Here is a 20,492-nt window from a genome sequence, read left to right as displayed (position 1 = left end):
CGATGACCACGCGTGGTCAGACCCCTACAACCTGATCTCTATCTCTCTGATCCAGGACCGGGAGTTCACCCGGCTCAGAGAGCAGGCCCGCGACCACCCGGCCTGGTGGAACCGGCGCCTGGGCTGCTGATCGTCCCTGCGGCCGGTGGTGGCGTATCGAGCACCTGGGCGAGCAGGTGCATCGCCGAGGTGACGGCGAGCGCGCGGACACTCGCGCGGTCGCCCGGAAGATGTTGTGTCCGGGTCACGGTCGGTCGGCCCGCGACCGCGATGGCGAAACAGACCGTTCCCACCGGTTTGAGATCGGTCCCGCCGCCGGGGCCGGCGATCCCGCTCGTGGACACCGCGACATCGGATCCGAGCCGGCGCAACGCGCCCTCGGCCATCTGTGCGGCCACCTGTTCGCTCACCGCTCCGTGTTCTGCGATCAATGCCGAGGGGACATCGAGTAGGCCGGACTTGATCGTGTTGTCATAGGCCACGACTGCGCCGGCGACGTACGCCGAGGACCCCGGTCGGTCGGTGAGCCGTCCGGCGACCAGGCCACCCGTGCATGATTCGGCGGTGGCGATCCGGTGTCCGGCAAGTCTTTCCGCCACCAGATCGTCGATGGTCGATCCGTCGGTAGAGAAGATCTGTGCCCCATGATGTTTCGCGATCAGTGAGGACAACTCGGCGTAGGCGGCGTTCGACGTCCCGGGGTAACGGGTCACCATGTCGAGCTCGCCGAGCCGCAGGCAGGTGGTGATCTCGAGCGTGTCGAACCCGGGAACATCGTGTTCCGCCGAGCGCAACGTGGCGGCGAGATCGGCTTCGGAGAGGCCGTATGCGCGGATGGTCGATTGCCGCAGCACCACCCGGCCGGCCAGGGCTTCCGCGACGGGGGCGCTCCGGATTGCCGCCGGCCACATCGCCTGCAGTTCCCGGGGCGGCCCGGGCAGCACCAGGATGGCGGGCAGGGTATGGGCCGGGATCGCCACGCCCGGGGCGGTTCCGGTCGGTGGAATCGATTGTGCGCCCTCAGGAACGAGGGCCTGCTTGTGGATGCCGGCCTGCAATGCTGCCGGATTCGGGTCTGAGGTCAGGCGGCCTCGCCAAATGCGGATGATCTCGCTGATGTGGGCCTCGAGGTCGCTGTCCAGCCGCAGGTCGCGACCACAGAACGCGGCGACCGTGGCCACGGTCAAGTCGTCGGCGGTCGGTCCGAGACCACCGGTGGTGATGATGAGATCCACGTGCTGGTCGGCGAGGAACCGAAGTTGTGCGGTGAGATCGTCGGGTCGGTCGCCGCACACGGTGATGTGGGCGATGTCGACGCCCAGATCGAGAAGCTGCCGGGCCACCCAGGGGCCGTTCTGGTCGGTGATCCGCCCGGTGAGAACCTCGGTCCCGGTAACGACCACACCTGCTCGCACTGTCATCTTTCCGAGCTTAGTGCGATGGGTAGGTTCGGCCACCCCGCTCTGCTGTGGGGTCGCCGCCGAAGGATTTACGTTGTGCGGGTCGCTCGCGGGCTCGCTGGCGTCCCGGCAACACTCCGAGCCCGATCATCCCGGAGGAGGCATCCTTTACCTTGCCCATGGCCACCCGGTTCGCAGTTCTTCGATCCCATTGACGAACCTTGTGCGCTTCAATCTATGGAGGGGATATGTCCCGCTTGCGGATTCCCGATCTGGCGGGTTGTGAACGCTACAATCGATGAATCCGGCAATGAGGTTCTGCCAAAATCCACTGCACAGCAACAGCTGTCGTCTTCCAGGGACGCGAAGGAAAAGTGCTCTTCGGATTTCGGGGCATGGCGCTCCGGCGTACCGAACAACCTGTCTTTGTCCCATTGGTGAGTGGGCGTACGGATCGTACTGCTTGGTCACGGCGATTCACCTGTCCTCGACGCAGGTGTTCCTGTCGTCGGATCGGGGGACTATCGGCCGCGCCGACTCAGGCTTCTTTGAATGGCGGGACGTCACATGTTGATCAGGGTGCGGGTTTTGGCGCTCGATCAGATCGGTTGGGAGATGTCGCCGAAACGATCGGCCGACGTTCCGCGGTTACCCGTCACGTCGGCGACGCGCCCGTGCAGATTCAGGATCTGCTGCAACCCCAATATGGCGATCGGACGAGCCGTGGAGCGACCCGAGGCCACAACCGCGAACCGACCGTTCACGGCCTCGATACGTTGGCGCCCATACTCGAGTGCCGCCAGGCCTGCTGCGCCGAGGAACTCTGTCATGGTCAAGTCGATGACGAGGTCTGTGGTGCCGGTCTCGAGGGCCTCGTGGATTGCTTCGATCAATTTCTCGACCGTGAGGAGGTCGAGATCGCCCCAGGGTGCGAGGATTGAAAAGGCGCCTTCTTGCCCGGTGGCGATGCTGAATGATGATTGCGCGGTCGTAGGAGAACCCTGAAGTTCAGGACCTTGGATTTGTGGCATGGTCTCGCTCCCTCGTCACAAGGTGGGAAGCGTTGGCATGATTCGACTGCCGACGCGTTGCGTGGCTAGTCATTTAACCTGCGCCAATGATCGCAGTCATCAGCCGGCTTCGCAACCCCGAACCGGATCGGCAGTCGGCGTGGACTGGGGCGATGTACTGAATGCCCTTGTGTATCCATGTGATAGCTCGACGGAGTGCGCTCTCCGACCACCTTTTTCGCTTTGTCCGAAACGGCTGTGATACGCGGGCGGCGGCCATGGTGAACCGACGAGTTGCGGCGACGGTTGATGTTGGGTATGAGGTGAAAATTCAAGCAGCACAACGAAATACATCCAGCCGAATACTTTTCGCCCCCCACGTCGACGATCTCGTTCTTGTTACCGCGTTCGCGTCCTGTCGGTGCGCACGGAGGTCCGGGGACGCCTCGAACACGCCGCGATAGAATGTTACGTGGGCGTATACTGACCCGCGAGTCGGTGGAGAAGTGGGCCGTGGGCCGTGGGATAGGACGGTAGGTGGATGGACGCCGAAGTACACAAGACAATTGCCGAACTCGTTCGTGACATGCACAAACTGTCGTCGGCCGAGGACAATATCAATACCTTGATCGGCTCGATCTCATCCGGCGCAGTGACCCATGTCCCAGGGGCTCAATTCGCAGGCGTCCTGTTGGTCAAGAAGAACGACTTCGAGTCGCTCGGGGTGACGGATCCGGTGGTTGAACAACTCGATCAGATTCAGAAGCAGGTGGGGGAGGGTCCGTGCCTCGAGGCCGCCTGGGAGCAGCCGACGGTGTGGATGAACGATTTCGTTGAAGAACAGCGCTTTCCTGCTTTCGCGGCAAGGGCTGTCGCCGAAACTCCCGTCAGGGCAAGCCTGTCGTTTCAGTTGTTCACCCACGAAGGTGCCATGGGGGCGCTGAATCTCTTCTCCAAGGAGGTGGACGCGTTCACCAAGGAGTCCGAAGAAGTCGGGTTTGTGTACGCAACCCACGCCGCCCTGGCCCTGTTCCGGGCCCGGCAGGAGATACAGTTCAACAGTGCGCTGGCCAGTCGCGACATCATCGGGCAGGCCAAAGGGATGATCATGGAGCGTTTCACGGTCGACGCAGTGCAGGCGTTCGAACTGCTCCGCAAACTCTCGCAGGACAGCAACATTCCGCTTGCAGATATCGCGCGGAAATTGGTGGAGACCGGATAGGGCCTCAGGCAGCCCGGACCGCCCTCCTCATCTGGTCCACAGGTCGATGGTCTTGCGGGTCAGTATGCGGCGGGGCAATCCCGTGACACCGTCGGCGGCCAACGCCGCCCGGGCAGCGTTGCGCCCGCATATCCCGTGTACCCCGCCGCCGGGGTGTGCCGAGGCACTTCCCAGATAGAGCCGGTCGATCGGTGTCTCCGCCCTGCCCAGCCCTGGTGTGGGGCGGAAGATCAACTGCTGATGCAGCTGGGATGTACCGCCGTTGACGGCGCCCGCGTGAAGGTTTGCATCGGCCTGGGTCAGGTCGGCCGGGGTCTGTACGTGACGCCCGATGAGCAGGTCGCGGAAACCCGGGGCATGTGCCTCGAGAACCTCATCGACCCGTGCGGCAAGGGAGAGCGCTGCGGAATCGTCGGTAACACCACGGGGCAGATGTGTGTAGGCCCAAGCGCTTTCGGTGCCCTCAGGTGATCGGGACGGATCGGCGGTGGTCATCTGCCCGACGATGAGGAAGGGATCACGAGGTACGACTCCGGTGTTGATATCGGCCATCCACCGCACCAGTCCCTGCATGTTCGCGCCGATGTGGACGGTTCCCGCCCGGCCAAGGTTTTCGGAGTTCCATGGAATCAGCTCGCGGACAGCGTAATTCACCTTGACAACCGGTGCGTCCCACTCGAAGTGTTCGAGGTCCTCGAGAACCCGTACGGGCACTGTTCCGGCAGGCAAGAGGTTCTGATAGAGGTTCGGGGCGGACGTATTCGCGATGATCGCGCGGCGGGCGTGCCACAGCGTCCCGTCGGCGGTGCGGGCCGCACGCGCCCGGCCGGCCACGGTCTCGATCCCCACGACGGGCGAATCGCATTCGATTCGCACCCCGACGGACTCACAGCGGCGTACGAGCGCGTCGGTGAGGGCTCCGGCGCCGCCGACAGGGACCGGAAAGCCGGTGTCCTGCGCGAGCATGGTCAACAGATACCCCATGATGCCGCTGCCGGGCGCATCGACCGGAACGTCGGCGTGCATGGCGTTGCCCAGGATCAGTAGTCGGGCGTGTTCACTGTGAAACAACTCGGTGACCATACGGTTTGCCGGTAGCAACAGAAAACGTGCCAGCCGGGTCGCATCCCCGACCCCGAGCTTCCGCAAGATCGAGAGAAGCCCGCGCACAGGTGGGAAAGGCCCGAACAGGCTCGCGAGAAGCGCCGGTTTCAGCAGTTGCCACTGTTCGACCAACTCGAGCCACGCATGGCCGTCCCGCGGGTCGTGACGAGCCAACTGCTCGGCGGTCTGTGCGGGGTCGCGGTGCACCACCACGGCGTCGGTGTCGTCGGGTGCCAGGGCATGTCCGTACGGCACCGGCGCGTGACTCCACCGGAGTCCGTGCTCCGCAAGATCGAGTGCTCGCAATGCCGGGGAGACCGCCGCCAGCGGATGGAAGGCGCTGAACAGGTCGCTGTGGTACCCGGATTTGAGCTCCGCACTTCGAACCGCCCCTCCCGGCTCTGCCTGGGCCTCGAGCACTGTGACGTCCCACCCGGCATCGGCCAGCGTCGCAGCGGCGACAAGCCCGTTGTGTCCGCCACCGATGACCACCGCATCGGACGTCATCAGAACGCTACGATCCGCGGCGGAGTTGATGTCAGCATGCCAATGGGTAGCCGAGGGCGCGGCAGCTGAAACGTCGACGCGCCCGGTATGCGAGCGACCGACCGGGATTCGATCGCGACACGATGGGTGCCCGAGGTGCGGTCGAGGACAATCAAAAGGTGGACGATGCGCAGCGCTGAAGTCGTGGTCATCACTGGCGCGGCGTCGGGAATGGGCCGAGAGCTGGCCCTCGCATCATGTCCTGGCCGTCAACTTTGGCGGCGGCGGCGTCCTGCACGGCACCAAGCGTTCCTGCCGCACCTGCTGGCCGTCGGGACGGGCACATCGTCAACACCTCCAGAGCGTTCGGCCTGGTGGCCTCGCCGGGGCAGGGGTCGTACACCGCCTCCAAGTTCGCGGTTCGCGGCTCACCGAAGCGCTGCAGCGCGAGTTGCGGACCCTGTCGCGGCGGATCGGTCCGCTGAGGAGGGATGTGGTCGGAATCGTTGTGCGCAAACATATTTGGGTGACCGAAAGTCGGGCCTGTTGATCGGCGAGTGCTCTTCGGTATGTTGACGGCCGAAGGCCGGCCTATCACCAACCCTTGCATTCAAGGTCTGTAATACTTTATTGTTGATCGTGCGGTTCATTTTCCAGCCGCGGTCGGAATTGCGTTGTCGCTACAGATTCCGAATCGGCTGCGGTGTCTCGCAACATCTTCGGACACGGTTCTGATCTCCCTGCGGCAGCCGACGCGAGCGCCCTGTCGGGGCGCGCAGTTGATGAAACCATGCTCATTTTTCTGAACGGTGAATCCATTGGAGTTCGATCAGGATCGGCGACCACAATCGCCGGAGGTACACGAGGAGTTCGATGTCGACCAAGGGGTCGTCGCGTTGGCGGCGACACTTGCGGTCGCACTCGGTGCATTGGTCCTTGTCGTCGGACTGGCGGTGAGCGGCTTGCTGACTGCGTTGCTGTGTGCCGTTCTTGCCGTCTGTGTGGTCGGACTGGCCGTGGCCATGTTGAGTCCCTGACCGGACGACAGTCGGGTCCGCCGTCGACGTTCAGAGACCCGTCTCGGGTCCTTCTTGCTCGTCCGCGCGCGGATACTCGTCGTCGTCTTCCGGCCCGTCGGTGACGGGGATTTCCTGCTCGAGCGCGTCGGCGGTGTCCGAGTGTGGAATCGGCTCGACGGGATCGGTCACGGGTGGTCCTCCTGACTGTCGTGCGATGTCTTCCTACGTGCGATGGGTTGTCACGTGCTCGGCAGGTATCGCAGCAGTGCCGCGACCCCGTCATCCGGGTTGATCCGCTCATCGATCTGCACCAGAGAAGCTCCCACAGCCACTGCGGCCAGTGGGAGCGCTTCGTCTGCCCGCACCGGGCGGGTGGCGGCAGATCCGAGTTCCGACAGGGTATCCGGGTTGGTGGCGAAACGGGTGTTGTCCGAATCGGCCAGCACGGTGGCGTCCCTGAGGTCGTTGACGATCAACGTGTCGACGTTTCCTTCCCGCAGAGCCCCGCACACGTCCGCCAGCCCTTCGACGACGAGTCCGTCCGGATCGGCTCGTCCTTCCTCGAAACGTCTGGCCACCTCGCCCATGGTCGTCAGCGTTTGTCTGCGTAGTGCCTCGGCGATCTCCTGCCGGACCTGTTCGTCGTCTATGCCGCTGTGCCGGGCGCCGCTGGTAAGTTCTGTCACGCGGTCATGTAAACGTTTCGGAAGGCTGGCCAAAAGGTCAGTGCGGGAACGTACTTCGCCCAACACGAAGATGTGGGGATAGTTCCATCGGTCGACGAGTTGAGCGACGGTGTGGGCCGTCGCGCGAATGTTCTTGCGCGCCGCCTCGTCGGTACGTTGCTGTGGGTCGCCGTAACCCGGTCTCTCGGCGCCCGCGGCGTTGTGGACGGGGTACCCGCCCCCGTCGACTTCTGTCGTGACCTCGTTGCCGGCGCGGTGCTCGGTGACGTCCGCACCGGTGTGGTCGACTGCGACGAGAAGATGGTCGGCCGGTTCATCGGCGTGTGCCACCAGTGGCAGCACGTACGGCAGATCCGACAAACGGACCGTCGGATAGTCGGGGGGCCGGGTCAAGTGCTCATCCAGCATCACTTTGCCGGCCGTCGCGATGAGTCCCCGGCCACTGGCGCCGATTGCCGGAGACGATTCGAATATCACCCGTTCGAGCTTGTTGACCAAGGGGGTTCCCGCGCCGTGGGCCTCGAGGTCCTTTCGGATGCCACGCCACGTCAGGTCGATCTGGTGTTCGGCATGCTCGGTGTTGTGCGAGTCATCAAAGTAGATCGAGGCGAACGGTCCGGCATCGTCAAGTAGCGGCCGCAGACGGTCTGATCTCATCTCTGCTCCTTTGCATCGCCCCGTTCAGCAATCGAATGCCCGATACCGGCGGTGCCGAAACGCCATCTGAGAAACTTTGCGGAGCCGCGACTGCGAAGCGCAAAGGCCGCAATTCGAACTTGAACGACTGAACGGACTGCTTGCGCCGGCATAAGGTCTCGGTCTGTGACAACGGCTTCGAGGCTGCTGTTGGCGGCGTAACATGTCGACTCGAACGTCCCATGCAGCGGAGAGGTGGCACGCCCCTGCGTTTCTCTGAGGGGATCTTGAAGCGTGAGTGAATCCACAGGAATCGATCTGCATCTTCGGATCGCTGATCTGGTACGAAATGCGCAATATTCGAGGGATGGAACGGGCGAGGCGCTGCACCGACTGACGGCGGCAGCGACGGAGATCGTCCCCGGTGTGCAGTACGCCGACATCACCCGGGTGGGAAAAGGCCACCGTCTCAGTGTGGCCTCGTTCGCCGGTCGGTACGGAGAATTGCCGGCTCAGATCATGATCAGGTTCACCAGCCCCTGTGTAGACGCGAGCAAAGGCCGGCAGGCCGTCGTCTCTGCTGACCTCGAGTTCGAGGACCGCTGGCCCGACTACTGTGACGAGATCCTGGAGGCGACCCCGATCCGGACGGTTTCGTCGCTACCCCTGTGGAATCACGCGTACGTACTCGGTGTCCTGAATCTTTACGCGGAGACGCCTGGGACCTTGGATGACCGGACGGTGGCATTCGCGAGGTCTTACGCTTCGCACGCCGCCATCGCCTGGGAGTCCCTGCGGCGTGAAGAGCAGTTCGCCGACGCCCTCGCGTCCCGCGACATCATCGGCCAGGCGAAGGGCATCTTGATGGAACGCTTCGAGGTGGATGCACAAGGCGCCTTCGAAATCCTGCGGCAGATATCGCAGGAGTCGAATACGGCGCTGGCGGCGGTTGCACAGAATGTCGTACATAACCAGGCGCCGACACCGGCGACGGACGTCAACGGCGTCGCGAGGGCCGACTACATCGCTACACTTCGGTTTTGGCAGCCCCCTGCAGAAGCCGGTTCGCCAGAAGCGCAGTCGCGCACGCCGGACATAGCGCTGCATCAGAGCTGATCGCCCATCCGCTGGTATAGCCCGTTTCGATCGCGACGGCGCGATCGATGATGTGTCGCATCGGCAACGTGCGTTCACACGTATCACAGCGCAAGTTCATGATTTCCTCTTGTTGCCCGGCGAGTATCGGGATCGAAGCTTGCACCTCGTTCCACAGGTGTCGGGCTGCAATTTTCAACCGAACCGAATCCTGGTGTATCCCGTTTCGCTTGGGTTTAAACAGCAGGGCGCCGGGGTTTTCCTTTTCTTGAAGCAGCCGCGGGTTCGTGCGGTGTGGATGGGCGCATTCGCGGGTAGACCACACATGATCACCGAGGGAGGTCTGGATGAAGTCCATGGTTTATCGAGGTCCATACCGGATACGCGTCGAGAACAAAGAGATGCCCCGGATCGAACACCCCAACGACGCGATCGTGCGGGTGACCAAGGCGGCGATCTGCGGCTCGGACCTGCACCTATACCACGGCATGATGCCGGACACCCGGGTCGGCATGACCTTCGGCCACGAGTTCGTCGGCGTGGTCGAATCCGTGGGTCCGTCGGTGGAGAGGCTCACACCCGGCGACCGGGTCATGGTGCCGTTCAACATCTATTGCGGGTCCTGCTACTTCTGCGTGCGGGGGCTGTACTCGAACTGCCACAACGTCAATCCGAACGCCACCGCGGTCGGCGGCATCTACGGTTACTCACACACGTGCGGCGGCTACGACGGCGGCCAGGCGGAGTTCGTGCGCGTTCCGTTCGCCGACGTCGGGCCGAGCATCATCCCGGAGTGGCTGGACGAAGAAGATGCACTTCTCCTGACCGATGCAGTCGCCACCGGATACTTCGGTGCGCAACTCGGCAGCATTCGCGAAGGAGACACCGTCGTGGTGTTCGGGGCCGGCCCGGTGGGGTTGTATGCGGCGAAATCGGCGTGGTTCATGGGCGCGGGCCGGGTGATCGTCATCGACCACCTGGAGTACCGCTTGGAGAAGGCGAAGACCTTTGCCCACGCCGAGACCCTCAACTTCGCCGAGTACGACGACATCGTTGTGCAGATGAAGAAGACCACCGACTATCTGGGTGCCGATGTCGCGATCGAGGCAGTCGGTGCCGAAGCCGACGGGAACTTCTTGCAACACGTCACCGCCGCCAAGTTCAAGTTGCAGGGTGGGTCTCCGGTCGCGCTCAACTGGGCGATCGATTCGGTGCGTAAAGGCGGGACGGTGGCCGTGCTCGGCGCCTACGGTCCCATGTTCAGCGCCGTGAAGTTCGGTGACGCCTTGAACAAGGGACTCACCCTGCAGATGAACCAGTGCCCCGTCAAACGGCAGTGGCCGCGCCTGCTCGAACACATCCAAAATGGCTTGCTCAAACCGAATGAGCTTGTCACCCACCGGATTCCACTCGAACACATCGGCGAGGCCTATCACATCTTCTCGGCGAAGCTCGATGAGTGCATCAAGCCGGTCATCACCGTCGGAGAAGGCTAGGAGCGGAGATATGACGTACACCGGAGAACCCCGAAGGGTCCCGACCGACGAACTGAAGGCAACCATTCCCGGGTGGGGTGTCGATCTCGACCCCGCTGACCGGCCGTCGGTGCCCCAGGAGCGGTATGACCCGAATGCCACTGGCGCGCACTGGGATTTCCCGGAACGCCAGGAAGAACGTTGGCCGCGAGAGCGCTCCATCGAGCACAAATTCCTGACACCGGTCTTCGGGACCTCCGTGCCGCCGAGTGGGTTGTCCGGTGCGATACGGAGGTATGCGTACCGATACAGCGAAGCCCGTGCGGCGCACTGGCTGTTGTTGCTGGCGGCGGATCGTGTCAATGTCGTCGAAAGCCGTGTCAGTGCAGTGACGACGCCCCGCGACGTCGTCGGTGATACAAGCGGGGCCGGCCGGACGGTGCACGGTGCCCTCGCTCGCAGCGGCACCGATCGGATCGACCGCAAACATGCCTGGATTGATCCCATCATGGTGACCGGGCCATGGTTGGTCGCCGGTGGCACCGTGGTCGGTGTTCTCTACGGTATCGCGAGGAAGACCGGGTTGGTCGGTCGCTGACGCGGACTGCCGTGGGCTGAGCGGCGCGGCCGATCGCGAGTGCACCGGATCGGCTTCTGCCGGGTGACCTCGCACCAGCCGCGTCATCAAAGGCGATTGTGTCGCACTTCTCGGGCAGAGGACACCCAACGTTTGCCGGGGTTCGCCGCCCGCTGAGGCCGGGGTGTGCTTAGAAATCGGGCGGGCGGGGTACACGGGCACTGCACGGTTCAGCAGTGGTAGCCGGCGGTCGCCGTTGTGTATTCACACTTCGCACGGCGACGACTTTTCGACGAGTGCAGCTCGTACTACTTCGAAGAAAGCTGAGTGAACATGCCTCCTTCACCCCGTCCGGATCAATCGGCACCGGCACCTGTCGGCCCGACCGGAGCCCCGGACACCCGCGCCCAAGAGGGGCGGTTTCTCACCACCGCCCAGGGCGTTCGTCTGCCGGACACCCACCACTCGCTCAAAGCCGGAGAACGAGGGCCCACCCTGCTCGAGGACTTCCATCTGCGAGAGAAGATCACTCACTTCGACCACGAGCGCATCCCGGAGCGGGTGGTCCACGCCCGGGGCGCGGCCGCGCACGGAACCTTTGAGTCGTACGGCACTGCCAAGTCGGTGACGAAGGCAGGCTTCCTCGCGGACAAGAACCGTAAAACGGATGTCTTCGTGCGCTTCTCGACGGTGTTGGGATCACGCGGCTCGGCGGACACCGTCCGCGACACGCGTGGCTTTGCCACCAAGTTCTACACCGAGGAAGGCACCTTCGACCTCGTTGCGAACAACATCCCCGTCTTCTTCATCCAGGACGGCATCAAGTTCCCCGACGTCATCCATGCCGGTAAGCCACAACCCGACATCGAGTTGCCGCAGGCGCAGTCGGCTCACGATGGATTCTGGGACTTCGTATCCCTGCACACCGAGGCCACCCACCACGTCATGTGGAATATGAGTGACCGCGGTATTCCGCGCTCCTACCGGACCATGGAAGGCTTTGGTGTCCATACCTTCCGGCTGGTCGCCGCGGATGGCACCACCAGCCTGGTGAAGTTCCACTGGAAGCCGGTGGCGGGAGTTCACTCGCTGGTCTGGGAAGAAGCTCAGATCGCAGCCGGCGTCGACCCCGACTTCCATCGGCGTGACATGTCCGACGGCATCAAGGCCGGGGCGCCGCTCGAATACGAGCTCGGCATCCAGGTGATGCCCGACGACGGCACCGAGACCTTCGAGGGTATCGACCTGCTCGACCCCACCAAGCTGGTGCCCGAAGAGCTCGCGCCGGTGCAGATGATCGGGAAACTGACACTCAACGCCAATCCGACCAACTTCTTCGCCGAAACCGAACAGGTCGCCTTCCACACCGGCCACCTGGTTCCGGGTATCGAGGTCACCAACGACCCGTTGATGCAGGCGCGCCTGTTCTCATACCTCGACACCCAGCTCACCCGTCTCGGCGGACCGAACTTCGCGCAGCTGCCCATCAACCGACCGCATGCCCCGGTCAACGACATGCATCGCGACGGATTCCATCAGACCGCGGTCCACACCGGACTCGCGCCCTACCGCGACAACAGCATCGACGGCGACGAGCCGGTGTTCGCCGACGTCGAGGATGGTGGGTACGTGCAGACCGAGCGGCCCATCGAAGGCCGTGCCGTCCGGGCCAATCCGGTGTCGTTTGATGACCACTTCACGCAACCGGCGATGTTCTACCGCAGTCTGACCGCGATCGAACAGGACCATATCGTCGAGGCCTTCACCTTCGAGTTGGGCAAGGTGTTCGAGCAATCGATCAAGGAACGCCAGCTGCAGGTGCTCGCGAACGTCGACACCGATCTCTGCGAACGTGTTGCTGCCGGTCTCGGTCTTCCGGCGCCCAAGGGCGAACCCGTTGCCAACGTGGTGACGTCGCCTGCTCTGTCCCAGATTGTCCTCGAACCCGGACCGATTGCGGGACGCAAGATCGGGGTCATCGCAGATGAGAACTCTGATCTGAGCGGGATCGGGAAACTGCGGTCAGCCGCTGAGGCCGAGGGCGCGACCGTGCACGTCATCGCACCCGTCGGCGGCTTCCTCGGCAAGGCGGCGAACAAGCAGGTCGTCGAGCGCACGTTCCTGACGGTCCGGTCCATCGAGTTCGATGCGCTGGTTGTCGCCGGTGGTACCACGCCGTCCACCGACATCAAGTTGATGCTGCTGTTGCAGGAGGCGTTCCGGCACTGCAAGGCGATCGGTGCCTGGGGTGATGGTGCGGCGATTCTCGAGGCCGCGGGCATTGCGGTGGACGATCCCGGTGTGGTGGTTGGTGATTCGGCCGTCAAGGCGTTCAACGAGTCGCTGCTGGCCGCGCTGGGGTTGCACCGGGCATGGGATCGTGCCCCGGCCGTGATGGCCTCAGCGGTTCCGCCGTCCGTGCCAGATCGACCGGCACGGAAGGCGAACGCCAAGAAGGACTGACCTTCGGCGGATCAGGGCTCGGTCAGCAGGGTGGTCATGTCGTCGAGTTGAAAGAACTCGGCGACGGACACCGCTGACCGAGCCCCTCCGTGCGGGTCGGCCCCGGCGGCGAGCAAGGCCCGGACGGCGGGTTCGCATCGACGGAACACCGCCGATCCCAGGGCTGTCTGCCCGTTGTCGTTGACCCGCTCGACGTCGGCGCCCGCGGCGAGTAGGACCTCGACAGCCTCGGTATGGCTGTAATACGCCGCGAGGATGAGCAGCGTGTCCCCGCGGTCGTTGGTCAGATTGACCGGCCCACCGATGTCGAGGAACGACTGCAAGGCGGCGCTGTCGCCGCCACGCGCCCAATCGAAGGCGCTCCGAAACAGTTCGAGTTCTTGCTCCGTGAGATTCACGCTGTCCTCCTGGTTGTGGGCATGCCGCGGAGTACCCAGTGGCAGCGCAAACAACACCGGGTCGTCGGAGTCGGTCTGGCGACCCGGTCAGTTCAAGGCAGCTGCCACGCGGCGCCACTGCTCGCGAGGGTAGGCCTTCGGGTCGGCATCGAGAACTTGCACGCACACGTGGTCGGCGCCGGCGGCATGATGTTCTCGGACCCGGCGGAGGATGGTCTCTTCGTCGCCCCAGGCGATGATCGCGTCGAAGACCCGGTCACTGACGGTGTCGAGGTCTTCCTGGGTGAATCCTGACCGCAGGAGATTGTTCGCGTAGTTGGGAAGCCCGAGGTAATTGCGGAGCCACTCGGTGCCGATGGCGCGCGCCTGGTCACGATCGTTGGTCAAGATGGCGGTTTGCTCGGGAAGGAGCAGTGGCCCCGAGCCGAGTGCTTCTCGGGCTTGCGCGGTGAAATCGGGGGTGACCAGGTACGGATGGGATCCGTTGGCGCGAGTTGCCGACAGGTGCAACATCTTTGGCCCCAGCGCGGCGAGTACCCGTCGATCGAGGGGGACCGGCTGCTCGGTCGCGTCGATCGCCTCGAGATACGCCTTGGTCGCAGCCAGCGGCTTCTTGTAACGGCCCGGCTCACTGGCGTCGATCAGTGGCGCGTGGCTGACACCGATGCCGAGCAAGAGACGGTCGCCGTACTCACCGACCATGCGGTGGTAATCGGTGGCCACATCCGCCGGCTCATGCATCCAGAGGTTGAGGATGCCCGTGGCCACCACCGTCTCGTTGGTTGCCTGTAGGAGATTGCCGACGGAGTCGAACACCGGCCCGCCGACGTCGGGTATCCACAGCGCGGTGTATCCCAGTGACTCCAGTTCGGCGGCAGCTTCTGCGGATTCGGCAGGATCGCCGTAGCGCAACTGTGAACTCCAGACGCCTACCCCATTGAGCTGCATGACTGCCTCCTCGTCCGACGCCATCCGGGCGCCGTCGGTGTTATCGGTCGCTGCCTGTGCACGCTATCGGAACGACCCGACGATTTGGAGCCGGGTCCCCACATCGGGCACTTTGTCCGGATAATGAACGGGTGCCCGACAACACGGCGAAACGCCCGCGGATCTCGGTGCGAGATGCGGTCGTTGACCACCAGCGAGATCGACTATGCGCGCGATGTTTTCGCCGACAGCCTCGACTACAGCGCGATTCGCCTCACCCGTGGCAGCCTGTTTGCGATGGGGTCGCCGGTCACCCTGGGTACGACGATCCATCTCAAGGCGGCGTGGGGACTCTTCGACGGAGATGGCCTCGAACTGACCCGGCGAGGCAGACAGATACTCATCCACGAGATGGTGCATGTCTGGCAGTACCAGAACGGCGGATTGGCTTACATCTTGCGGAGTTTGACCGCCCAGGTGCTTGCGACCCTGCGTGGCGGTGACCGTGGCGGTGCCTACAACTGGCGCGCAGCGCACGACGGGCAACGTCCATGGTCGACGTGGAACCCGGAACAGCAGGCGGCGGCAGTGGAGGACTACAACAAGTTGCTGCGCAAAACACGCAACGGTACGGCGACGCCTGCTGACGGCACGGAACTCGCCCTCCTCGGCGACTACATCGGCTCCGTGCGGAGACGCGAGGGTGCGACAGGCTCACGAAGAAGAATCTTCCGTCATCGGATGAGGAAATAGGTCTACGCGCCGAACTGGAATGCCGGATGGTCCCAGCCCGTTTGCTCGCGCAGTCAACGGGATTCGCGGTCAGCTGTTGAGGATCTTGGCCTTCTCGGCGGCGAACTCGGCCTCGGTGAGGACGCCCTGGGCCTTGAGTTCGCCGAGTTGCTGCAGGGCGCCGATCCGGTCGACAGGAGGCGCCGCGGGCGGTGGCGGCGCGTACTGGGGTTGTTGCGGGGGCTGCTGTTGTGGTTGGGCCTGTTCGGCCCAACGCTGACCTTGACGCCGTGAGACCCGGTTGGACACCGAGGTTGCGGTTCCGGCGATGACAGCAGTGCGGGCGACTCCGCGAAGTAGTCCGGGCATGATGTTCCTTGGCCTTTCGGTTCAGGCGTCCAGCGCGTCGAGGGAAGCCAAGATGGCTTGGGTTTGGATCCGTCCGGAGGCGACCAGTTGCGCGCCGTTGTGTCGTAACCTGGCGGCGAAGGGTGCGGCCCAACGATTTTCGTAGATCAGGACGGCGCCTGAGCATCCCGGTTGCAGGACCGAGGCGGCCTCGTCGAGGTCGGTGCGGTCGATGAGACCGGACGTCGCCTCGGCGAACAGGGTGACGTCGAAGTCGCCGGTCAGTCCGAAATCCTCGATGGCCACGCCGCTCACCGACCCATCGAGTTCCTTGCGGACGAACGTCAGATCCAGGACCCGGATCACCTCGCGTTCCACGAGATCGACGAGCAGCGGAAGCGCTGAGCCATCGGGAGTGCGATCGGCCGGGAACTCGATCACCAGATAATCAACTGGGCCGAGGTCATCGAAATCAAGTTCGGTCATGGTCGGGTTCTCCGATCGATCGGGGTGCACCGCGCCCACGTGGCGAGTGCTGCCGAATCGATTGTGCGCGGGCTCCGCCGACCGGACCTCACCTGTTTTGGATGAGATCTCTGCAGGCCGGGGGTCGCCGACCGGGCTCAGCTGTCCTGGGCACCGATACCGGTGCGTACCTCTTTCAGACGCATTGAACCCCGATCGCATCCGACCACCCGGGTCTACGGATTCGCGGTCTCGGAGCCCTCGAGCCGGGGCCTGGGAGCAGCCCACGTTCGGTTTTCTTTGCGCAGCGTCGTCAATCACCCGCTGTTTCAGGAAATCAGTGTCAAGCAACCATCATGACGATGAGGGTTACTGCGACGACCAGAAAGATGACGACGAAAACGATCACGCCGGCGATGGTCGCAACGCCCGTCGGCGGGAAGTGTCGTGAGGTCCGGGGCTCGTGTTCTGACACTCCAGACGTCTGTGACGCCTCCGGGGGTGTCGCCCCCGGTTCGACGCCGGTGGCGCCCTCCAACCCTGGCGTGCGCTCCGGGTCTGTACCACTATCAGGTAGGTCGTTCACGTGGTCCTCCCAACGATCCATCGTGTGTGTGTTCCAGTACGACGTACCCAATTTGTCAGCGATGAACCAAGCGATCGGGGTCACGGCGTTGCTCAGCCTGTGCGGCATCGACGGTGAATCCCTCCACGATCATGCCTTCGGCCTGACCGATGACGTCGCGCGAGGCCGGCGCGGAGTGCGTGGACAACAGATCGGGAACGCGAACCGTGAGGTGCTGCGCTTCTTTTTCGTGAGGGTGATGCCTGCTGAAACCGCGCCGTCGATCCCGTCCGACGCGGACACGGCGATGTCTGCCAGAACGGCCTTTTGGACCCATCCGGGTTTTGGCATGCAGAGTGCGAGACCACGCGCGGATGATCCTGGCGGCGCAACGCGAGAATCCACGAAATCCGGGGACCGCAGGCGGTTTTCGACTCGCCGGAGCTACCGATTCCGCCACGGATCGATCAGCGACCAACTCACCGACGCTGTGGGAGGCTCGGGCGTTTGTCGAGATGGTGACCACCGGGGTATGCCATGCTTCCCGCTATGAAGGAGAGATTTCTTCGGCTGGTGAACCGCACACCGTTCGTCGGCGGCAGTTCGTTGACGCGCGAGCAGATGGCAGCCCGGATCAGCGCCTACATCTACGGCAACATCCTGGTGCTGGCGGCGCTGATCCCGGTCACGGAGTCGCACGACAGGTTCGGCATCGCGGTCATCGTCGGTGCGGCCGTCACGACCTTCATCGCGCACTATTTCGCTGAACTCGTCGGCCGGTCGGTTCGTGAACATACGACAACCACCCGCGAGGACCGGCTGGCGGAGTTGCGCGACAGCCTGCCGATCCTGATCGCGGCGGTGATCCCCAGTCTCATCCTCGCCCTTGCGGTGGTGGGTCTGTTCGAGCCGAGGACCGCACAACTGATCGCTGAGCTGTTCATGGTTCTTCGCATCGCGACGATCAGCTACGTGATCGTGCGGATCCGCAGAGAGCGGGTGACCTCGAGAACCCATTGGACCGCGATCGGTCTCGGGGCGTTGGCCATGGTGATCGTCGCGTTGAAGTTGGCGTTCGGGCACTAGCCGCAGGTCGATAGATCAGTGATCCGGTCCGGGGTGAGATCATTTCGCGAATGCTCATTTCGGGGACAGGCCCCGGAGAAGCGCATCGATGATCTCGGTGATGAACCGATCGTCCAGCGGGTCGATGGTCTTGTTGTTCGCCATCACGGAAATACCTTGCAGCGTGGCGAAGAACAGGGTTCCGACCGTTCGCGCTCCGTCCACGAGCTCACCCTGCGATTGCCCGCGGTCGATCATGGCGGCCGCCGGGGCAAAGCTTGCTGCGCGCACATGCCGTAGCTCGTCCGAGACGTCGCCCCTCCGATACGTGGACATCAGATCGACCAACGACGGGTTGTTCGTGGCAAACCGGACGAACGCCACCGCGACGTCGTGCATCGTGGTCGTGAAGGATCGATGGTCAGGTGCTGCCGCGGTCTCGAGAGCGGCACCCAGTCGCCGAAATCCTTCGATGGCAAGCGATTCCAGCAGCGCCGCCTTGTCGTCGAAGTGCCGGCGGGGTGCTCCGTGGCTCACCCCGACCGCCCTTGCCAGTTCGCGTAACGAGAGGGCTTCGATGCCGGACGTTCGGAGTATTCCTTCGGCTTCGACAAGGAGGGCGGCCCGCAGATCTCCGTGGTGATAGGCCCTGTCCATGCGTGGGACTCTACCAATCAACGATCAATGTAGTCATTGACAACATTGGTTGATCGGTCCTAGTGTTCCCCCCATCGACCAGGAGGGACATGGCCATGATCACCAGCGAGATATCACCATCGATCGGTGTCGAGGTGACCGACGCGTCGCCGTCGATGTTCAGCGATCCGGGGACGGCTGCCGAGTCGCTACGGCTACTGGCCCGTCACGGCGTCGTCGTCTTCCGGGAGGCGCACATCGGTGACGCCGACCTGGTCGCGTTCAGCCGCATGCTGGGCGATGTGGCGGTGGGCAAAGTCGGTGGGCTGCCGGATCATCCGGAGGTCTCACCCATCACCCTCGATCCCACCAAGAGCAAGCTGGCCGCGATGCGCCGCAGCACCATCTTCTGGCATGTGGACGGCCTGACCGATGATGTGCCACAAAAGGCGGCGTTGCTCGCGGCGCGTGAGATCGCCGACGACGGCGGCGATACGGAGTTCGCGAGTACCTACGCCGCGTACGACGCGCTCCCGGAGAGCCGCAAGGTCGAGCTGGCCGGTTACCGGGTCGTCCACAGCATGGCCGCCGCGCAGCTACTGGTTCATCCCGACGCCACCGACAAAGAGAAGGCCGTCTGGGACCGGCTTCCGTCACGCGAACATCCGCTGGTCTGGAAGCACCGCGATGGACGCCATTCACTGTTGATCGGCGCCACGGCCGGTGAAGTCGTCGGTCTGAGCCCGACAGATGGGCGGGCGTTGCTGGACAGTGTCCTGGAATGGTCCACGCAGCCGCAGTTCGTCCTGCGTCACCGTTGGCGGGTGGGTGATCTCGTGATGTGGGACAACACCGGCCTTCTCCACCGGGCGACGCCGTATGAGTCGACGTCGAGGCGGCTGATGCATCGGACGACTCTTGTTGGCGAAGAGGCGGTTTCGTAGTGGCGGCAACCGGATCTACCACGCAGCGAGTTCTGATCGGGCACTTGATCCCGGTGAACAGTGGAGGGACGACCTGACATGGCGCGAATCGAGCCCTTACCGCTTCGTGAGTTCCCGAAGGAGATGCGCCAGGCCCTCGCCGCGATGACACCGCCGAACCCTCGGCATCCGCAGCCCCCTACGCAGGACCGGCCCAAAGCGCTCAATACGTTGGGGACACTCGCGCACCACCCGGCCTTGGCGCAGGCGTTCTTCACCTTCAATGGGCACCTGTTGATGGCGACCACTTTGTCCGAGCGGCAACGTGAATTGCTCATCATGCGGGTCGCAGCGGTCCGCGACTCGGGATACGAGTGGATTCAACACCTCTTCATGGCCCGCGATGCCGGGCTGACCGATGAGGAGGTCGGCCGAATCGCCTACGGCCCCACGGCGCCTTTCTGGGACGAGTTGGATGCTGCCATGCTCTCGGCCGTTGATGAACTTATCGGCGACGGTTGCATCGGCTCGGCGACCTGGCAGACGCTCGTCGCGCACCTGGACACCCGGCAGATTCTCGATCTGATCTTCACCGTTGGTGCATACGACACGTTGGCGCGGCTGTTCAAGTCACTGGAACTCGAGATCGACTCCGACATACCAGATCTGTTGAAGCGGGCCGGCTTTGGCGCAACCTGACCCCGCCGACCGTGCCGATATCACCGTCGAGCGTGCCAAAGAAACCGTCGAGCGTGCCGAAACTGCCTGTGCGGTAGAAACTTTGGCACGGTCAACGGTGATATCGGCACGGTCGACGGTGGGGCGCGACTAGTTTCCGGTGGCCTCGCGGGCTTCGCGTTCCTCGTGGTTTCGGACGAGTTCGCGGAAGCCGATCGGGTCCCAGCCAGGTTTCGGCTGGACGCCCCACTCGTCTTCGGCGGTCTGTTGGCCGGCACCTTCGGGTGGTCCGAACAGCGGGTACGGGTACTCACATTCGAGGGTGTCATCGGAGTAGCGGACCTTCAACATCTCGCTGCAGATCTCCTGGAACGACAGGGTGGGGTAGCCATACCAGATCGCCAGTGCCGGAACGGTGAACGCGCCTTCGATGACGAGGGCGAAAAGGCAGACGAACACTCCTCGTTTGATGAACCTGTGCATGCGGGCATAGGGGGGCGTTGTGCCCAGTGGCAGGTCCTCGTCGGGTGACTCGCCGGATGATGGAGATTTCGGGGACTCTGTGGACATGATGTCCTCCTT

General features: G+C 63.6%; 23 protein-coding genes. 11 read left to right on the top strand and 12 right to left on the bottom strand.

What is annotated here, in order from left to right:
• Positions 1-74 precede the first annotated feature (74 nt).
• Together AC51GT_RS16385 and AC51GT_RS16380 are read right to left on the bottom strand one after the other, a co-directional pair.
• Positions 75-1,421 carry a competence/damage-inducible protein A gene (locus AC51GT_RS16385; protein WP_496329439.1) on the bottom strand — a complete coding sequence of 449 codons (1,347 nt, stop codon included), beginning with the start codon at positions 1,419-1,421 and terminating at the stop codon, positions 75-77.
• 578 nt (positions 1,422-1,999) lie between these two features.
• Positions 2,000-2,431: an STAS domain-containing protein gene (locus tag AC51GT_RS16380; RefSeq protein ID WP_496329438.1), complete on the bottom strand. Its 432-nt coding sequence runs from the start codon at positions 2,429-2,431 to the stop codon at positions 2,000-2,002.
• Positions 2,432-2,951: 520 nt separating this feature from the next.
• Here AC51GT_RS16380 and AC51GT_RS16375 point away from each other — a divergent pair.
• The gene (locus tag AC51GT_RS16375) at positions 2,952-3,632 is read left to right on the top strand and encodes a GAF and ANTAR domain-containing protein (RefSeq protein WP_496324809.1); all 681 of its coding nucleotides are present in this window, start codon (positions 2,952-2,954) and stop codon (positions 3,630-3,632) included.
• Between the two features lie 27 nt (positions 3,633-3,659).
• Here AC51GT_RS16375 and AC51GT_RS16370 read toward each other — a convergent pair whose 3' ends face one another.
• Positions 3,660-5,243 carry a phytoene desaturase family protein gene (locus AC51GT_RS16370; RefSeq protein ID WP_496329437.1) on the bottom strand — a complete coding sequence of 528 codons (1,584 nt, stop codon included), beginning with the start codon at positions 5,241-5,243 and terminating at the stop codon, positions 3,660-3,662.
• A 236-nt stretch (positions 5,244-5,479) separates the two neighbouring features.
• Between AC51GT_RS16370 and AC51GT_RS16365 the strand changes: the two genes are divergently transcribed.
• Positions 5,480-5,707 carry an SDR family NAD(P)-dependent oxidoreductase gene (locus AC51GT_RS16365; protein WP_496329436.1) on the top strand — a complete coding sequence of 76 codons (228 nt, stop codon included), beginning with the start codon at positions 5,480-5,482 and terminating at the stop codon, positions 5,705-5,707.
• A gap of 324 nt (positions 5,708-6,031) precedes the next feature.
• Positions 6,032-6,259 carry a hypothetical protein gene (locus AC51GT_RS16360; RefSeq protein WP_496324807.1) on the top strand — a complete coding sequence of 76 codons (228 nt, stop codon included), beginning with the start codon at positions 6,032-6,034 and terminating at the stop codon, positions 6,257-6,259.
• A 30-nt stretch (positions 6,260-6,289) separates the two neighbouring features.
• Here the strand turns inward: AC51GT_RS16360 and AC51GT_RS16355 are convergent, their stop codons facing one another.
• Together AC51GT_RS16355 and AC51GT_RS16350 are read right to left on the bottom strand one after the other, a co-directional pair.
• Positions 6,290-6,430: a hypothetical protein gene (locus AC51GT_RS16355; protein WP_496329435.1), complete on the bottom strand. Its 141-nt coding sequence runs from the start codon at positions 6,428-6,430 to the stop codon at positions 6,290-6,292.
• Between the two features lie 50 nt (positions 6,431-6,480).
• Complete coding sequence (locus AC51GT_RS16350; RefSeq protein ID WP_496329434.1) at positions 6,481-7,584, bottom strand: Rv2629 family ribosome hibernation factor; 1,104 nt, start codon at positions 7,582-7,584, stop codon at positions 6,481-6,483.
• A 273-nt stretch (positions 7,585-7,857) separates the two neighbouring features.
• Here AC51GT_RS16350 and AC51GT_RS16345 point away from each other — a divergent pair, with 273 nt between their 5' ends.
• The 4 genes from AC51GT_RS16345 (at position 7,858) to AC51GT_RS16330 (ending at position 13,173) form a co-directional block, all read left to right on the top strand.
• Positions 7,858-8,679, top strand: a complete 822-nt coding sequence (locus AC51GT_RS16345) for a GAF and ANTAR domain-containing protein (RefSeq protein ID WP_496329433.1) — start codon at positions 7,858-7,860, stop codon at positions 8,677-8,679.
• Between the two features lie 326 nt (positions 8,680-9,005).
• Positions 9,006-10,154 carry a zinc-dependent alcohol dehydrogenase gene (locus AC51GT_RS16340; RefSeq protein WP_496324803.1) on the top strand — a complete coding sequence of 383 codons (1,149 nt, stop codon included), beginning with the start codon at positions 9,006-9,008 and terminating at the stop codon, positions 10,152-10,154.
• A gap of 10 nt (positions 10,155-10,164) precedes the next feature.
• Positions 10,165-10,731 (top strand): hypothetical protein, encoded by a 567-nt coding sequence (locus AC51GT_RS16335; protein WP_496329432.1) that lies wholly within the window; start codon positions 10,165-10,167, stop codon positions 10,729-10,731.
• 312 nt (positions 10,732-11,043) lie between these two features.
• Complete coding sequence (locus tag AC51GT_RS16330) at positions 11,044-13,173, top strand: catalase (RefSeq protein WP_496329431.1); 2,130 nt, start codon at positions 11,044-11,046, stop codon at positions 13,171-13,173.
• Positions 13,174-13,184: 11 nt separating this feature from the next.
• On the opposite strand, the gene AC51GT_RS16325 is transcribed toward AC51GT_RS16330, so the two are convergent.
• Positions 13,185-13,571 carry an ankyrin repeat domain-containing protein gene (locus AC51GT_RS16325; protein WP_496324800.1) on the bottom strand — a complete coding sequence of 129 codons (387 nt, stop codon included), beginning with the start codon at positions 13,569-13,571 and terminating at the stop codon, positions 13,185-13,187.
• A gap of 87 nt (positions 13,572-13,658) precedes the next feature.
• Entirely contained in the window at positions 13,659-14,519 is an 861-nt protein-coding gene (locus AC51GT_RS16320) for an LLM class F420-dependent oxidoreductase (RefSeq protein WP_496329430.1), read from the bottom strand.
• A gap of 174 nt (positions 14,520-14,693) precedes the next feature.
• Between AC51GT_RS16320 and AC51GT_RS16315 the strand changes: the two genes are divergently transcribed.
• Complete coding sequence (locus AC51GT_RS16315) at positions 14,694-15,251, top strand: hypothetical protein (RefSeq protein WP_496329429.1); 558 nt, start codon at positions 14,694-14,696, stop codon at positions 15,249-15,251.
• Between the two features lie 69 nt (positions 15,252-15,320).
• Here the strand turns inward: AC51GT_RS16315 and AC51GT_RS16310 are convergent, their stop codons facing one another.
• The 3 genes from AC51GT_RS16310 to AC51GT_RS16300 all read right to left on the bottom strand — a co-directional run bounded on the left by AC51GT_RS16310 (position 15,321) and on the right by AC51GT_RS16300 (position 16,650).
• Positions 15,321-15,599 carry an SHOCT domain-containing protein gene (locus AC51GT_RS16310; protein WP_496324797.1) on the bottom strand — a complete coding sequence of 93 codons (279 nt, stop codon included), beginning with the start codon at positions 15,597-15,599 and terminating at the stop codon, positions 15,321-15,323.
• Positions 15,600-15,620: 21 nt separating this feature from the next.
• Positions 15,621-16,064: a DUF6325 family protein gene (locus tag AC51GT_RS16305; RefSeq protein WP_496324796.1), complete on the bottom strand. Its 444-nt coding sequence runs from the start codon at positions 16,062-16,064 to the stop codon at positions 15,621-15,623.
• 322 nt (positions 16,065-16,386) lie between these two features.
• Positions 16,387-16,650, bottom strand: coding sequence for a DUF6480 family protein (locus AC51GT_RS16300; protein WP_496325052.1), 264 nt, complete (start codon positions 16,648-16,650; stop codon positions 16,387-16,389).
• A 507-nt stretch (positions 16,651-17,157) separates the two neighbouring features.
• Here AC51GT_RS16300 and AC51GT_RS16295 point away from each other — a divergent pair.
• Complete coding sequence (locus AC51GT_RS16295) at positions 17,158-17,694, top strand: hypothetical protein (protein WP_496324795.1); 537 nt, start codon at positions 17,158-17,160, stop codon at positions 17,692-17,694.
• A 54-nt stretch (positions 17,695-17,748) separates the two neighbouring features.
• On the opposite strand, the gene AC51GT_RS16290 is transcribed toward AC51GT_RS16295, so the two are convergent.
• On the bottom strand, positions 17,749-18,330 hold the full coding sequence (locus tag AC51GT_RS16290; protein ID WP_496329428.1) for a TetR/AcrR family transcriptional regulator: 582 nt from the start codon (positions 18,328-18,330) through the stop codon (positions 17,749-17,751).
• A gap of 89 nt (positions 18,331-18,419) precedes the next feature.
• Here AC51GT_RS16290 and AC51GT_RS16285 point away from each other — a divergent pair, with 89 nt between their 5' ends.
• Both AC51GT_RS16285 and AC51GT_RS16280 read left to right on the top strand, forming a co-directional pair.
• A complete protein-coding gene (locus AC51GT_RS16285; protein ID WP_496329427.1) occupies positions 18,420-19,253 on the top strand; it encodes a TauD/TfdA dioxygenase family protein in 834 nt (277 codons plus the stop codon).
• A 78-nt stretch (positions 19,254-19,331) separates the two neighbouring features.
• The gene (locus tag AC51GT_RS16280; protein WP_496329426.1) at positions 19,332-19,931 is read left to right on the top strand and encodes a carboxymuconolactone decarboxylase family protein; all 600 of its coding nucleotides are present in this window, start codon (positions 19,332-19,334) and stop codon (positions 19,929-19,931) included.
• A 129-nt stretch (positions 19,932-20,060) separates the two neighbouring features.
• Here AC51GT_RS16280 and AC51GT_RS16275 read toward each other — a convergent pair whose 3' ends face one another.
• On the bottom strand, positions 20,061-20,480 hold the full coding sequence (locus tag AC51GT_RS16275) for a hypothetical protein (protein WP_496329425.1): 420 nt from the start codon (positions 20,478-20,480) through the stop codon (positions 20,061-20,063).
• Between the last annotated feature and the right edge of the window lie 12 nt (positions 20,481-20,492).

The organism is Williamsia sp. z34 (genome assembly GCF_059553395.1).
Note: the sequence above shows the minus strand (reverse complement) of the source record. Positions and strands in the feature narration are given on the sequence as shown.